Raw genomic sequence first — 15,027 nt, forward strand, 5'->3', positions numbered from 1 at the left:
GGCTGTTTTTCTTCTTACTAATTACAATATTTTAATGTGCCATTTATCGTCGATTAACAATTTCAAATATAGATATCAATACTTTTCAGCAGGTTACTTTCGATCAATAAGATGTGATTTATAGTAAAAACATTAAAAACACATTACTGATTTACAGCTACTTACAATGTATTTGTTATTAAAGATGCATTTTTATTAAAATGATAGTAAATGTTTAGTCTCATAAGTGTAGTATAATAGATTTAAAAAAATAAAGTAAAAAAAGAATTGATCCACCTTATTAGAACAAAATAATAATAATTCATTCTATCTAAGTCAAAACCTGTAATAAAAAAGTATTCTGATTGTTTAAACGTAATTAAACAATCGTATTAAAGTAGTTGATGTATATAGTTGTAAATAAGTTTAAATACTGGATCATCATTCCAAATATAAAAAAAGTTATATTTTTACACATGTTAACACTTGATTTTTTTTGAAAATGAAGAATATTTTTTTAGTTATAAAAAACCGAAGTAATAAACACCTCAGTTTTTAATATAGATTTACTGCATAAACTCAAAACAGTAAACCTCTCTTTTAATGTTCTACTATTTAAAAAATCTCAAATAAAAAAAATCCGAATATTGCCACTTACTGTCAATATTCGGATTTCTAGATTACTCTAAAATTAGTTATTATTTTTTCTAGGTCTGAATGGGTTAATCCAATTTACAAATGGGGCTATCTTTCGTGTTTGAATCCAAATTTTACCTTTCCCCGAAAAACGACAAACTAGCCCTTCGCCAGAGAAAAATAAAGATTTATAACCGCCTACTTTGTAAATATCATAATTTAGGCTTTCTGTAAATGCTACAATATGACCTGTATCTACAACATAGCCTTCTTCGACATCTACTTCAACTATTCCACCGTAAGAATTAAACCATAGATCACCACTCCCCGAACATTTAATTAGGAATAAGCTTTCTCCAGAAAAGAAGCCTCTTTTAATGCCTTGAAATTTTGCGTCTACATCAACGGACAATGCAGAGGCCACAAAGGCAGAACTTTGAAGGTAGATTGTTTCATTATTTAAAAAAACATGTTCTACATCTCCTGGTGCTCCAGGTGCAATCTGAATCTCACCAGCTCCATTTTTAGCCTCAAACTCATTTATAAAAATAGATTCCCCAGAAAAAAATCGGCTTAAGCCACCTTTAACCTTTGTCTTCATCTCAATGTTTGTATCCATAGTGGCCATTGCAGATGCTTCTACTTTTATTTTATCTCCTGAAGGAATTTGGACGGTGATTAATCCAAAATCTGGTTTACAATCAAATCTATATTCCAGCCCTTTATTTAATACTTCTTCCATAACTATCTTGGTAATAATGTCGGTCCTAATAACTTGCCAAAAGAACTTGGATTATGCGATTGCACCCATACTCTTCCTTTGCCATTAAATTTACACACAAGGCCTTCTCCTCCTAAAAAAGAGCTTACCCAACTTTTTCCTGCTTTTGTAAGTGTAAAATCTAAAGATTCTTCGAACGCAACAATATGCCCTGTATCTACAATATGTTCTCCATCTATATCTATCGGATAAATTGCTCCAAAAGAGTTAAATATTACTGTCCCTTCACCGTGTAGGTTTAACCAAAATAAACCTTCTCCAGAAAATACTTTTTTAAATCCCTGCCAGTTAAAATCAACTTCAATATCTGGCGAAGAGGCAACATAAGCACCTCCTTGTACAATAATTCCTTCACCATGTAATTGGTGTGCCTTCATATCTCCAGATAATGTGGTACCCAACCAAACTGTTCCTGGTTTTACATCTGCAGAGTAATGATTCAAAAAGAAACTTTCTCCAGATAACATTCTCTTTAGTGCTTTTACTACTCCTCCAGATTGTTTTTTGTGTGTAGAGGTTGTCATTTTTATATCAGGACTCATTGCAATCATGGCTCCTGCTTCTGCAGTAAAATGCTCTCCAGGTTGTAATTCTATTTTTGCAGCCGATGCTCCCGGTCCAAGAATAATTTCGGTATTTAATTTTTTGCTAATTACTTCTTCCATGATTACTATAGATTACGATTTACCCAAGATGATAACCCCGACATACTTCTGGTTTGTATAAAAACCTTCCCTGTACCTTCTACTCTAGTCACTAAACCTTCACCACCAAAAATAGTAGCGACCAATCCTCCAGAAAACTGAGGTTTTAGTTTCATAGTTGGCTCGTAGCCTACCAAGTGACTAGTATCTACAATTACTTCTCCGTTAACTTCTTTTTCTAATAATCCTCCAAAAGCACCAAAAACTACTTTCCCATGCCCTGAAACCATCAGTTTAAATAGTCCTTCTCCGCCAATCCAAGAACCAAAACCTGCATATTTCACGCCTAGTTTTACGTTTTTCTCAGAAGCGATATAAGCACCTTGTTGTAAGCAAAAACTCTCCCCGTTCAACTCCTTAATTTGCATGTCGCCCGGTGTAGGTTGCGTAATTGTTAGTTCTAGTGTTTTAGCTGTGTTATTTGTGAAATGATTGACAAATAAAGTTTCTCCACCAAAGATTTTCTTTAATAGAGCATTTAAAAAGTTACCGTTAAGTTTTGCTTCTACATCTAATTCTGCCGACATACTAGACATTGCGTCAGACTCGGCAATAAATGTTTCTCCAGGCTCAATTTCTACTTTCGCGTGAGCAAAAGCAGGTTTACCTTTAAGTTCAAATTGCATAATTATTGATTTAGTTCTGTTATTATAGCTGCTCTATAATCGGAGTAGTTAGATCCAAAAGAGTTAAAGCTATTTTTAATACCCGCTGTTTTTTCTTTTAATGTTTCTATTCTATCAATTGTAGTAGGATGAGTAGAAACAAACGATAGTAAACTATCAAATTGTGTGCTTTTATTTTGTTCTTCGAGTTTCTCAAAAAACGTAATCATCCCTTCTGGGTTAATGTTGCTTTTAGTTAAATATTCCACCCCTCTACTGTCTGCTTCTTCCTCAAAAGACCGTGTATATGATAATGATTCAAGATGTACTCCCAAATCAATAATGGTTGCTGCCACTGCAGATGCATCACCAAAAATAAAAGAGACAATGGTAAACAAGCCTAATTTACTGATTACACCTCTCACATGATGTCTTAATGTAACATGGGCCACTTCATGAGATAAAACTCCAGCCACTTCTTCCCAAGAACCCGCTTTTGTAAGTAAACCAGAATTAATAAGCACCTTGCCTCCTGGCAATGCAAAAGCATTTACCTCTGCATCATGAATCAGATAAAAATCTAATGTATATCCTTCTTTTATAGCTTGTTGAACAATTGGACCTACCTCATGAATTAGTACTTGTTTTAACGAATCGTTTTCTATAAAATCATACTGATTATCTAATGAAGCAAAGAGTTCATCTCCAATTTTTTGTTCCCAAGAAATAGGAATTGATTCGGCAATTATATGCACAATATTTCCTTTAAAGAAATAGAAAAAAGATAAGCCCAAAAAGCAGAGACATGTAAATAAAAACAAGCCTCTATACAGCTCATTTATACCTTTACGTGTTTTTCTTATATCGTCAGTAAAGCAATTGAAACTCTCAATCTCTTCGTCTTGAAGCACCTCTTTTTCTTTTGTATAAATTGAGATTTCGTGCTCATCAATCTCTTTAAAAAAGACAAAGTTCTTTGATGCACCCCCTGCTTCAATTTTTAACTTATTGAATGGGATCTCATATACAAGTTCATTAACCTGAATAGTAATTTTCTTGTTATAAATAAATAAATCGCCTTGCGCCCGTCCTCCAGGCAGTTTTGGATGAATTAGTATTGCTTTATAACTTTGCTTTGTCAGTATTTTATCGGTTGTTAGTGGCATTTTAGTTGTATTAAAAACTTTCTTTACGATGGCATTTATAAAGAAATGTTTTACTCAATAGTTACATGGCTACCTCATTTTTTTAAGTCTGATAGATTTAATAAATAAAAATTGAAATAGTTTTATAAGCTTTAAAATCAATTTAAAACTCGTTAAATTACTCTACATTAACAAATTCAACTCAATAATTTTTTAGTTATAATTTAAAAGTTCAGTGAAATTGAATTTTATCAAAATAGCACTATTGAAAGATAGATAATTCTTACTTTCTTAAATCTAAATCAATGTATAAACTAAACCTAAACACGTTAGAGGTCTGTTCATTGTTCCATGTCCACATGTGACCTGCTGTGAAACTTGTTGTTTCATTAAATTTATAGCCAATAGCATTGTAAACCCTAAAATCTTCAAGAGAATGCGTACTATTATCGTGCATGAAAATTTCTACAGAAGGTACAACATAAAATGCACCTGGTTCTACATGTCTTTTATTAATAGGAATATATGCATACGCTTTGTATCTATATCTGTTACGGTATTTATAATGCGTTCCTTTATCTGCCCAAACATGCTCAATTCTTACCTGATGATAAAATTTCACTCTACCAGAATAATGATGATACACGTATTGGTGCCATATTCTATACTCCATGAGTGTTGATTTTCCAAACTCATTTTCTTGGTTAAACTTACCAATAACTGCCGGCCCTACAACAATATCAAAATTGTTATTTACAAAATAATTTAACCCCATACGGTTATACGATTTGTAAATTTCTAATCCTTCGCCACTGTCATTAAAACGTGCATGATGCTCCGCATAATAACCTAACCTATCCGAAAATCTAGCCTTACCATAAACAGCTCCCCACTGCCCCATATCTTGGGCATTTACTAAAGAAGAGATACATAAGAAGACTATTAATATTAGCCCTCTCATATTATTTAATTTTTAAGAATAATACATTTATTTGTGCTACTTTTTGCTTGATCTCTGAGGCATCTAGCACAAGCACTTTTAGAACAATCCACGGATTGCTTTTATTTTTTATTGCGATATTTTTCATTTTGTAGTAGATAGATAATGTAAAAAATGAGATGTTGAATTGCTCAATTATTTAAGCAACCATAAGTATTTCACCTTATTATATCTACTTTTAGAAAATGTCACTCAAAAAAAAAGCCCTCCATATTTGGAGCGCTTTCTATACCTACTAGTAAATGGTTTATTTACTTAATATATCTTCTATTTTTTCTAATTCTGATGAGGTAAAATGAGCATTCTTCATGCAACCCACATTTTCTTCTAGTTGTGTTGGAGAACTTGCACCAACTAAAACAGAGGTTACAACTGGGTGATTAAATAACCAAGCAATTGCCATTTGAGAAAGAGTTTGTCCTCTCTCTACTGCCATTTGATGTAATAGTTTTATCTGATCTAATTTCTCTTCTACAGCCGTTCTATTTAAATAGGTATTGTCTTTACTCGCTCTAGAATTTTCAGGTATTCCATTCACATATTTATTAGTTAACATACCTTGTGCCAACGGAGAAAATACAATTGAACCTATTTTTAAATCATCTAATTTTGCTAACAATGGTCCTTCTACTTCACGTTCAAACATAGAATATTTAGACTGATGAATAAGACAAGGCGTACCCATTTCTTTCAATAGATTCGCCGCTTCTTCTGTCTCATCTGGGCTGTACCTAGATAAACCGATATACAATGCTTTCCCTTGTTTCACTACTTGAGATAGGGCACTCATGGTTTCTTCTAAAGGAGTTTGAGGATCTGGCCTATGGTGATAAAATACGTCTACATAATCTAATCCCATTCTTTTAAGACTCTGATCTAAACTAGCAATCAAATACTTTTTAGAACCCCAGTTACCATACGGACCCGGCCACATATCATACCCAGCTTTTGTAGCTATAAAAAGTTCATCTCTATGTGCCGAAAAATCTTTTTGTAAAATCCTTCCAAAGTTCTCTTCTGCAGCACCATAAGGAGGTCCATAATTATTGGCCAAGTCTAGATGTGTAATACCTAAATCGAAGGCTTTTCTAACAATATTTCTAGCATTCCCAAAGTTGTCGTTAAAACCGAAATTATGCCATAACCCTAAAGATATTCTAGGAAGAAGCACACCACTTTTTCCACATCTTTGGTAATGCATTGTATCGTACCTTTCTTGGTTTGGCGTATAATTTTCTATTGGTGCTTTATCAAAAATTTCCATACTAATTCTTATTTGGTTCTTTTAATTGTTTTCGTTTCGATCTATTCCCTTCAATTACAACGCCATATTAAGCTTCAAATCAAAAGATAACACCACTTAACTTTAAGAAGATAGTAGTTAAGTATTTTAAATAATTCATTAATAAAAAAAACTCTTAATGATACGATTAAGAGTTTTTGTGTTATTATTTACGATGCTTTTTTAAAGCTCCTGCTCATAAATATCAAATTTTGCAGAAAACGCATCCATAAATTCCTTGTCTGCAAATTGTGCATCATTCATTTTAGACAGCTCTTCTAAAAAGATATCAAATTGCCCATCTTTAAAAATAGAAAGCATCTTTCCTCCTTTTACACACTTTGCTTCGTGCCATACATTTGGTGGAACCGTGATGGTGTCTCCTGGTTTTAAAATTATAGTTTCATCATCAAAGATAAGCTCCATTTCTCCTTCTAACATGTAGAAAACTTCTGTCATTATTTTATGTTGATGACGCTTTAAATGGAAGCCAGGTTTTAAGGTATCTTCAACAAAGCAAAGTTCACCGTTCGTATCTTTTGATGATACTTTGATAAAACAATGATCTTGTGAATAATCATAGTTTTCTCCCTCTCCACTTTTTACTAACTTTTTAAGTTCCATTCTTTATAAATTATAAGTACTCCTACTAGAAAAATAATTTTTGACGTATCAAAATAAGCATTCTCACCAAATAAAGAAAAGGTATGTCTAGAATTATGCGTTTATAATCTCCTCAATCTTACAAGTAATACAGGAGGGAATTTTGAATAAAATGCATCTTGCTCTTTTGAGAATGTAGGCTCCATATATCCATCTATTACAAAACCATTTTTAAATGCTACTTCAAAATAAGTACTTAATGGCCTATGAAAGTAATATTGTTCATGTTCTTGTCCAGGTATGGCCATTCCCATATAATTTTCTTTTTGAATATACTCTGAAAGAATTAAGTTATTATTTTCATCTTCTGAAACCGAATTTGAATTAAAAACTGGGTGCTGAATTGAAAACACAAATACCCCATTGTTGATCAATAACTTTGATAAACTTGCAAATAGAGTATCAAGTGTTGGCATATCCATTAATGTCATGTGGGCTACAGCTGCTTGGTAATTCCCTTCACCTAATGATAGTAATTCTAATTCTTTAGTGGCATCAATTACTTTATAATCAATATTTGTACAATCGTAATTCTTCGCTTTATTTATGTTGGTTTCTGCAAAATCAAAAGCTGTAACATGGATGTCTAATTTTGCCATTCGTCTAGCAAAAATCCCATTTCCACATCCTATATCTAATAACTTATCGCCTGCTTTTAACTTTAGAAGTTCTACAGACTGAGGAGCAATTAAATCGTTGTGCCAACGGTTACCCATTTCGCCCATATAACTATCCCAATTTTCTGCATTTGCATTCCAAATTTCTTTATTTTTTTGATTGATTTCTTGATTATTCATACAATTAAAGGTTTCTTTTTTCTATTCTGATGGGTTATTAAAATTTGCTGGAGGTAATAAAACATCAAACACTATCTGATCTGTAATTAATACCGAATGGGGTGTTTTCATATCTTCTTTTGATAGTAACTCTAAGCGCTCAAAAAGCTCGAAATAAGCTGCTTTTACCTTTCCTTGCTTTAAATTAAACTTTGGGTGCCAAATTTCATAAGTCCCAATTTTTGATTCTGATTGGGTATAATACCCTTTAACTGGGTGCGTTAAAATTAAATCTTGCTCTGCTAAATTACTAAAACCATTTAAAAGTATATTCTCCTCGGTTGTACCTTCTAAGTCTATTTTACCATTGCCCATTTTAGAAGTAAATTCCATAACATATTTCTTATATCTACCCTCTTCATATATAAAATCAAATGAATAGCGGCCAAATTCCCAAGGCATTTTCCAAAGTAATTTAGGGAATATATGTGTTATCGAACCTAGTGTAGTTCCAAAAAACCAAGCAGCATAAGAACCATCTCTCTCATCTATAATATAGGTTCTAAAATTGGTTTGGTAAAAATTAAATGTAAGAGAAGAGTGCAACTTATAAAACCTAAAATCTTTGTCTTTAAAAGGTACTGCACTTACTAAAGCATAGGCTACTCCATTCTCTAAAAATGTCCATAATTTGAAAGGTTTGGGAATGTATTTTTCTATTTTTGAAAGAGGTACTTTATAAGATATTATAGCAAAATGTTCAAGTAAAGTATTTACATCTAATTTGCTTTTTGATTTCCTTGCCTGTACTCTTTTGTCTAAAATTTCTCGATAATTCGGCATACTCTTTTGCTATTTACATTGTGTACACTTTACATAAAGAAGCACACAAACTATTGCTTTACTAAGTACGCTAATTTAAAATTATCATGATAGGATATTACAGTAAAATTCTTTGAGGAAAAGTAAGTTTGTTAGTTTAGTAAAAAGTCGGGACACAAGCACGAGAAATAAATCTCATGCTAATACCCCCTACAAATTTTAGAGCGTCATTACCTTACAAATAATTTCTTTATAAGTCGCTCCTTGCCAAAAACACACTGCACAATGTAAACACCTGTTGGTAAAACAGATGTATCATAAGTGATAATATCTTCCGTTGCATTTTCTATAGAAAAGTGCTCAATTATTTTTCCCATTGGAGAATAAATAGTTATTGAAACCTGTTCTAATGTATTTATTAATTGCAATGTTGTTGATCCGTCTGAAGGGTTAGGATAAATCATTAAGTCCATTAAACTTGCTGTTCCTACCTCTACTTTCTGAGGTCCAAAAATTTCTTGAGCACCATCAAAATCTATTTGTTTTAATCTATAATATGATGTCCCTAAATACGGATTTGAATCTACCACTTCATAATTAGTAATTACCGAAGTAGTTCCTTGTCCTTCTGCAAAAGCTACCTCTTCCCAATTCCGTTTATCTATAGATTTTTCTATCACAAAACCATCATTATTTAGTTCTTGAGCAGTTGTCCATACAATATGCACATCAGTATTTTTAACTTCCGTTGTAAACGAAAGCAGTTCTACAGGTAAATCTGCATTTATAGATAATCCAGGAGTAAATTCGTGGTTAGATAACCCAGCATTTACACGTAAACCAGAAGCTCCAGATGGAATTTCTGATGCTTTAAATGAATACAATTCTGTTTTAATTGCTAATAAATTTCCACTACCTCCAGGTGTTTCATCTTTCTTTATTTCTTGAGGTGGATTGCCTATGCCTTCTCCATGGCTCCAATCTAAATCATCTGAAAGTAATGAATTGTCTCTTGTTAGGATTCTTAAATTATCAGATTTATCCTCTCCTCCAACATTAGAAATATCTGCATTTTCTAGGTATAAAGTGATTTCCGAAGAAGTTGCCTGTGCTGGATTTATTCTCCACATACCATCTTCATATTTATCAGAATAAAGATCAGATGGTACGTCTCCACCAATTGCTTCATCTACGTACATTGCTTGCCAAGTAATTAACTTTGCACTTGGATTTACTGTTCTATTAAAATCTGATAATGGTGCAGGACCAACACCGGCTAAGTAAAAACCACTCACTCCACCTATTGGAAAATATGCACTTCCTCCCTCGTCTACTATAAAAGATGTTTTACCTACTATATAGCTATCTTTACTTATCGTTTCAGTTTGTTTCTCATCAGTTGTTGTATCCCAAATCAACTGGCCGTTTGCGTCTATTAGGCCATTTTCTAAGATTACATTATTTGCATATACCTCATGATCTTGAAGTGTTAAACCAGGCTTTATTTCTCCTAAATTTTTATCTATAACAAGTTGGCCTATCCTATCATCAGTACCCCAAGGAGCCGACATAATTGAAGCTGTTGTTCCAGTAAATTTAATAATTGGGTTACTAGCTCCTGTCTTTCTTGTAACATCTGTATCTTTATAATAATTGCCTGTTAAAGCCAAATAACCCGATCTATAATTAAACTTACTACTACTTCCTTCAAAAGAAACGTTACCATCTACTGACAAAATTCCATTGGTTTCACTTCCACCAGAAATACCCAACTGTAAGTTTCCTTGTATTGTTAGATCGGTATTTTCAAGAAAAAATTCTGAAGAAGAAACCACTGTTAAATTACCTCCATCCTCTACTAAAAGCGTTGCTTTATCTACAGAGTTTATTGTAATTTGATTACTCCCAGACAACCAGATATTCATATCTGTTGATATCTTTCTTACAGGATTTTCTCCTGCCAAAGTAGAAGTTATTAATTCATGATGTATATTATCTGCAAAGCGCAACCTCCCCCTCACTAGTTCAATTTGAAAGAAACTAGCATCATAATTCCCGTCTCCATCTAATCCATTATTTGGTGTAGCAGGATTAAAATTTAATTGATAAGCCTCATCTGTTGATATAATTTGAACTTGGTCTTTTAGTAAAGGGCGTTCAATACGTACTTTTTTTACAGTTGTAGGCCCCCCAATCTGAAACCTCTGATAATATGTATTCACAGCATCCTTTGATCCTTCTCCTTCAAATCTCACAATTGTATTCGGAATATCTACTTCACACCCATCAGAAATATTAAAATGACCTCTTATCATTAACTCTTGATCTGCACCATTATCAATTACTTTTGAGCCAGAATACAGCACAAAATTAGAGTCCACTTCAAGCTCATTAGATATTTTAATTGTAGAATTATAGACTTTTAAAGTATCAAAAACATGAACTTCATTTCCAAAATCAAATTCATACGCTCCTATGTTTACAATAAGTTGATTAAAATTATAAGTAGAATAAATATCATCTTCTAAAGTAACGTTTGCATTATTATTTAAATCCTCTGCAGAAAAATGAAATGTACCTCCCCCTTCTTGATAAAACACTGCATTTTCTACTAAATCACAATTAGGTAATTCGTTCACATACGTTTTATATGTTCCAGACCCTTTAAAAGCATGAAAATTATGATTTATATAAGATTGTGCATTTACCTCTGCGTTAGCATCTATCAGTAACTCATTTAAACTGATGTGATGCTCTGTAAAGTTGATAAGGTCTCCATTCATCACATGAGCTTTATCTCCTGTAACAGGGTATTTATAAGGGGCATCACCTAAGTCTAAAGTTGTACTATCTAAAGACCATGCATTTGAATCTTTCCAATCGCTAGATGAGTTATGACTATACCACTGTCTTTGCTTAATTTTATATTTACCTTCAATATATTCCTTTAACCCATCGTAATCAGCAAAGCTATTGTCATAAACTATAACTTCTGCAATCTGACCTTGGTAAAACATATTTGTGTTATGCACCAGTCTTCCCAGTTCTATTTTACTAGACTCTCCATTATTATGTGTACCCTGAATTAAATCACGAGAATCTATATATTCTACTTCAACTATTTCCCATTCATCTTTGGTCCATGCATCGTTTCTTGGATCTGTATTATCCTGAAATTCATCTGATAAAGTATTGAAATTCACAGCATGTTTTGCTGTTGGCTGCCATTCACTATTGCCATCTAAACTAAAAGTATACGGTACATACTCTCTCCCTGAGCTAGCATTTACAATATGACTTCTAGTTTCTAATGCTACTTGAGAATATCGATCTCCAAAAAGCATCATTAAATCAGTAGAGTTATTATAAAGTGGTTCAAACTCTGATTTATATACTACAAAAACCCTTCTGATATCAGAATATTCGATATCACTTGTAAGTTTTAAATAGCCTTCGTCAGAAAACTTAACAGCAGTAAAATCGGTATTAATACCATCATATTTCACATCTACAATTTCTAATGCTGATGAACCCGCACTTACAAAAGTTTCTCCTTTAACTTGTTCAATCCAAGTAATTTCTCCTCCCACATCTACAGATAACCCTACATCTGATTTTAAATTAAAAACCAAACCACTAGTGGGTAGTGTTTGTGCGGTTAATGTACTCGATAAAAGTAGAAATACACACAGTGTAATTTGTAGTTTTTTATGTAGCGTTTGCATCGAATAGGAATTTTGATGTGAGTGAAAAGTTTGCTGGTTCCACCTCATAAAGTGTAGTGTAATACTATCACCTTATTCATAAATCAATTATTCTCTGCATCAACAATATGTTACTATGAACGGAAAAGCACAAAATTAGTACGCTAAAGCAAACTTCTGAGGTTTCTTAAACACCTATCAATAACTTTTATTCACTATTAGTCGTAACAATGACGCTTATCATCTTTTAACTATTACTTTCCTCACTTTAACAAAAATTACAACTCCTTAGCTTTACAAAAATTCACTCTAACTATAATCTATCAGAATTATAATGCTATTAATAAAAAGTTTTATCGCTTATCCAGGCGTCGGGATGAAGTCCGACATGATTAAAGCACTTAACGGTTTTAAAAACTGCGAGGTCATTCCATCGGAAAATAAAGATATCGTAGTTGTTTTATTAGAGTCTGATTCTAAAGAAATAGAAAAAGAACAAATTCAAAATATTCAAAACTTACCCTCTGTCAATCAGCTATCGATGGTATCGGGTTACCAAGGCTAAATAATATTACAAATTAACTATGGATAAAAATTCTTCAATCTCTTCAAGACGATCTTTTCTTAAAAAGATGGCTCTTTTTTCTGCCATGACTACGGCAGCAACATTATTTCCAGGAATTATCTTTGCTGATGAGCAAGAAAAAAATGCTCCTAAAGATGCAGACTTAAAATGGAAAAAAGCACCCTGCCGTTTTTGTGGCGTAGGTTGTGGTGTACTAATAGGTTTGCAAAAGGGTAAAGCAGTTGCGGTTAAAGGCGACCCTAAATCTTCTGTAAATAAAGGTCTTTGCTGTGTTAAAGGTTACCATTCTGTTTTAGCAATTTACGGTAAAGATCGTCTAACAAAACCGTTAGTAAAAAAGAACGGGAAAATGGTAGAAACAAGCATGAAAGAAGCCTTAGATCTTATTGCAAGTAAAATGCAACAAACTATAAAAGATCATGGGAAAGATGCTGTTTCTATGTATGGGTCTGGACAATGGACTATCCCTGATGGTTATGCGGCGTCTAAATTTATGAAAGGGGCAATTGGCACCAACAATCTAGAAGCAAATGCTCGTTTGTGTATGGCCAGTGCGGTTACAGGTTTTATGACATCTTTTGGTATTGATGAACCAATGGGATGTTACGAGGATATTGACCATGCGGATGTTTTTATTCTTTGGGGTAACAATATGGCAGAGATGCACCCTGTATTATTCTCTCGTCTTTTAGATCAGAGAATGAAAAGGAAAGTGAAAATTATTGATTTCGCTACCAGAACAACGCGTACAAGCATGGCAGCAGATAGATCAATTATTTTTGAGCCACAAACAGACTTAGCAGTTGCCAATGCCATCTGTTATGAAATTATTGATAAAGGATGGGTAAATAAGGAGTTTGTAAAAAAACATATCAGCTTTAGCAAAGGAAAAACTAAAATGGGATATGGTACAGAAGACTTCTATAAATTTAAAGAACACGAAGAAAAAATAGATTTTAATGCCTATAAAGAATTCCTAAAAGAATATACCCCAGAAAAAGTAGCTAGATACTCTGGTGTTTCTGTTAAGGATATTCGATTAATGGCTAACATTTATGGAGACCCTAACCAAAAGGTAATGTCGTTCTGGTGTATGGGTATGAACCAGCATACAAGAGGTACTTGGATTAATAACTTAGTCTACAACATTCACCTTTTAACAGGTAAAATTTCTACTCCTGGAAATAGTCCATTCTCTTTAACAGGACAGCCAAGTGCTTGTGGAACTGTACGTGAGGTAGGAACACTAACACATAAGCTTCCGCACGGTGTGGTTACAAATAAAGAGCACCGTGAATTTGCTGCTAAAATTTGGAAAGTACCCGTAGAAAATATTCCAGCTAAACCTACCTACCATACCGTAGAAATGTTTAGGGCATTGGATAGAGGTGATATCAAATTTATGTGGATTCAAGTAACCAACCCAATGGTTACAATGCCAAACCTAAATCGTTACAGAGAGGGTTGTGAAAAAACAGGGCGTTTTATTGTTGTTTCTGATATCTATCCAACTCCAACAACAGACGTTGCTGATGTAATTTTGCCTTCGGCGATGTGGATTGAACGTGAAGGTCTATTTGGAAATTCTGAGCGAAGAACACAGTACTTCGAGAAAATGATTGATGCCCCAGGTGAGGCAATTAGTGATAGTTGGCAAATAATTGAGGTAGCAAGAAGAATGGGTTACGGTGATCTTTTCCCAAAAAATGAAGCTACCCATGCTGCAGAACTTTATGAAGAATATAGGCTGCATCAAGCGGGTAAAAAGCACGGTATGGCTCCATTAGAAGTATTAAAAAATCAGCCAGGTGCTATGTGGCCTTTTGTAGATGGGAAATCGACAAAATGGCGTTTCAATACTGCATATGATCCTGCTTGTGATAACAGTAAAGGAAGGTTCCATTTCTATGGTAAGAAAGATGGAAAAGCTGTAATCTGGCAACGTCCCTATGAACCTGCTGCAGAATCTCCTGATAAAGAATATAATTATTGGCTTTGTACTGGACGTGTGATTGAGCATTGGCATACAGGGTCTATGACAAGAAGAATTGACGTATTGCACCAAGCGGTTCCGCACAGTTATGTTGAGGTAAACCCTGATGATGCAAAACGATTAAATATTAGAGAAGGAGATAAAGTTAAAATTACTTCTAAAAGAGGTACTATGACTTTACCTGCCTCTGTAAACGGTAGAGGTGTTCCGGTTAAAGGGCAAGTTTTTGTACCATTCTTTGATGAAGGCTACTTGATTAATGACGTTACATTAGATGCTTTTGACCCAATCTCTAAACAACCTGACTATAAAAAGTGTGCAGTAAAAATTGAAAAAGTATAAACAACTACT

12 protein-coding genes are annotated in these 15,027 nt (G+C 33.5%); 2 read left to right on the forward strand and 10 right to left on the reverse strand.

All coding sequences use genetic code 11. The features are described 5' to 3' along the window. Positions 1 to 670: 670 nt before the first annotated feature. From KM029_RS26080 to KM029_RS26125, 10 genes are all read right to left on the reverse strand, one after another. Positions 671 to 1,357 carry a TIGR00266 family protein gene (locus KM029_RS26080; protein WP_144077344.1) on the reverse strand — a complete coding sequence of 229 codons (687 nt, stop codon included), beginning with the start codon at positions 1,355 to 1,357 and terminating at the stop codon, positions 671 to 673. Positions 1,358 to 1,359: 2 nt separating this feature from the next. Continuing rightward, on the reverse strand, positions 1,360 to 2,061 hold the full coding sequence (locus KM029_RS26085) for a TIGR00266 family protein (RefSeq protein WP_184679491.1): 702 nt from the start codon (positions 2,059 to 2,061) through the stop codon (positions 1,360 to 1,362). 5 nt (positions 2,062 to 2,066) lie between these two features. Beyond that, positions 2,067 to 2,726, reverse strand: a complete 660-nt coding sequence (locus tag KM029_RS26090; RefSeq protein WP_144076885.1) for a TIGR00266 family protein — start codon at positions 2,724 to 2,726, stop codon at positions 2,067 to 2,069. Positions 2,727 to 2,728: 2 nt separating this feature from the next. Continuing rightward, positions 2,729 to 3,871 (reverse strand): M48 family metallopeptidase, encoded by a 1,143-nt coding sequence (locus KM029_RS26095; protein WP_144076887.1) that lies wholly within the window; start codon positions 3,869 to 3,871, stop codon positions 2,729 to 2,731. Positions 3,872 to 4,133: 262 nt separating this feature from the next. Further along, a complete protein-coding gene (locus KM029_RS26100; protein WP_144076889.1) occupies positions 4,134 to 4,811 on the reverse strand; it encodes a DUF2490 domain-containing protein in 678 nt (225 codons plus the stop codon). 286 nt (positions 4,812 to 5,097) lie between these two features. Next, entirely contained in the window at positions 5,098 to 6,114 is a 1,017-nt protein-coding gene (locus KM029_RS26105) for an aldo/keto reductase (protein WP_144076891.1), read from the reverse strand. A gap of 201 nt (positions 6,115 to 6,315) precedes the next feature. After that, positions 6,316 to 6,756 (reverse strand): cupin domain-containing protein, encoded by a 441-nt coding sequence (locus KM029_RS26110; protein ID WP_144076893.1) that lies wholly within the window; start codon positions 6,754 to 6,756, stop codon positions 6,316 to 6,318. 101 nt (positions 6,757 to 6,857) lie between these two features. Next, positions 6,858 to 7,592 (reverse strand): class I SAM-dependent methyltransferase, encoded by a 735-nt coding sequence (locus tag KM029_RS26115; protein WP_144076894.1) that lies wholly within the window; start codon positions 7,590 to 7,592, stop codon positions 6,858 to 6,860. Positions 7,593 to 7,613: 21 nt separating this feature from the next. Beyond that, the gene (locus KM029_RS26120; RefSeq protein WP_144076895.1) at positions 7,614 to 8,414 is read right to left on the reverse strand and encodes a DUF2071 domain-containing protein; all 801 of its coding nucleotides are present in this window, start codon (positions 8,412 to 8,414) and stop codon (positions 7,614 to 7,616) included. Positions 8,415 to 8,623: 209 nt separating this feature from the next. Then, positions 8,624 to 12,118, reverse strand: a complete 3,495-nt coding sequence (locus KM029_RS26125) for a T9SS type A sorting domain-containing protein (RefSeq protein ID WP_158631239.1) — start codon at positions 12,116 to 12,118, stop codon at positions 8,624 to 8,626. 355 nt (positions 12,119 to 12,473) lie between these two features. Here KM029_RS26125 and KM029_RS26130 point away from each other — a divergent pair, with 355 nt between their 5' ends. Next, positions 12,474 to 12,662: a chaperone NapD gene (locus KM029_RS26130; RefSeq protein ID WP_158631240.1), complete on the forward strand. Its 189-nt coding sequence runs from the start codon at positions 12,474 to 12,476 to the stop codon at positions 12,660 to 12,662. A 19-nt stretch (positions 12,663 to 12,681) separates the two neighbouring features. Beyond that, positions 12,682 to 15,018 (forward strand): molybdopterin-dependent oxidoreductase, encoded by a 2,337-nt coding sequence (locus KM029_RS26135; protein ID WP_144076900.1) that lies wholly within the window; start codon positions 12,682 to 12,684, stop codon positions 15,016 to 15,018. Positions 15,019 to 15,027 lie beyond the last annotated feature (9 nt).

The sequence above is a fragment of the Flammeovirga kamogawensis genome (assembly GCF_018736065.1).
In the GTDB taxonomy this organism is placed as follows: Bacteria; Bacteroidota; Bacteroidia; order Cytophagales; family Flammeovirgaceae; genus Flammeovirga; species Flammeovirga kamogawensis.

Bases quoted from the DNA above. Each gene is read 5' to 3' on its own strand.
- KM029_RS26125 (WP_158631239.1), bottom strand. From the start codon at position 12,118: ATGCAAACGCTACATAAAAAACTACAAATTACACTGTGTGTATTTCTA.
- KM029_RS26105 (WP_144076891.1), bottom strand. From the start codon at position 6,114: ATGGAAATTTTTGATAAAGCACCAATAGAAAATTATACGCCAAACCAA.
- KM029_RS26095 (WP_144076887.1), bottom strand. From the start codon at position 3,871: ATGCCACTAACAACCGATAAAATACTGACAAAGCAAAGTTATAAAGCA.
- KM029_RS26130 (WP_158631240.1), top strand. From the start codon at position 12,474: ATGAAGTCCGACATGATTAAAGCACTTAACGGTTTTAAAAACTGCGAG.
- KM029_RS26100 (WP_144076889.1), bottom strand. From the start codon at position 4,811: ATGAGAGGGCTAATATTAATAGTCTTCTTATGTATCTCTTCTTTAGTA.
- KM029_RS26115 (WP_144076894.1), bottom strand. From the start codon at position 7,592: ATGAATAATCAAGAAATCAATCAAAAAAATAAAGAAATTTGGAATGCA.
- KM029_RS26090 (WP_144076885.1), bottom strand. From the start codon at position 2,726: ATGCAATTTGAACTTAAAGGTAAACCTGCTTTTGCTCACGCGAAAGTA.
- KM029_RS26085 (WP_184679491.1), bottom strand. From the start codon at position 2,061: ATGGAAGAAGTAATTAGCAAAAAATTAAATACCGAAATTATTCTTGGA.
- KM029_RS26080 (WP_144077344.1), bottom strand. From the start codon at position 1,357: ATGGAAGAAGTATTAAATAAAGGGCTGGAATATAGATTTGATTGTAAA.
- KM029_RS26110 (WP_144076893.1), bottom strand. From the start codon at position 6,756: ATGGAACTTAAAAAGTTAGTAAAAAGTGGAGAGGGAGAAAACTATGAT.
- KM029_RS26120 (WP_144076895.1), bottom strand. From the start codon at position 8,414: ATGCCGAATTATCGAGAAATTTTAGACAAAAGAGTACAGGCAAGGAAA.
- KM029_RS26135 (WP_144076900.1), top strand. From the start codon at position 12,682: ATGGATAAAAATTCTTCAATCTCTTCAAGACGATCTTTTCTTAAAAAG.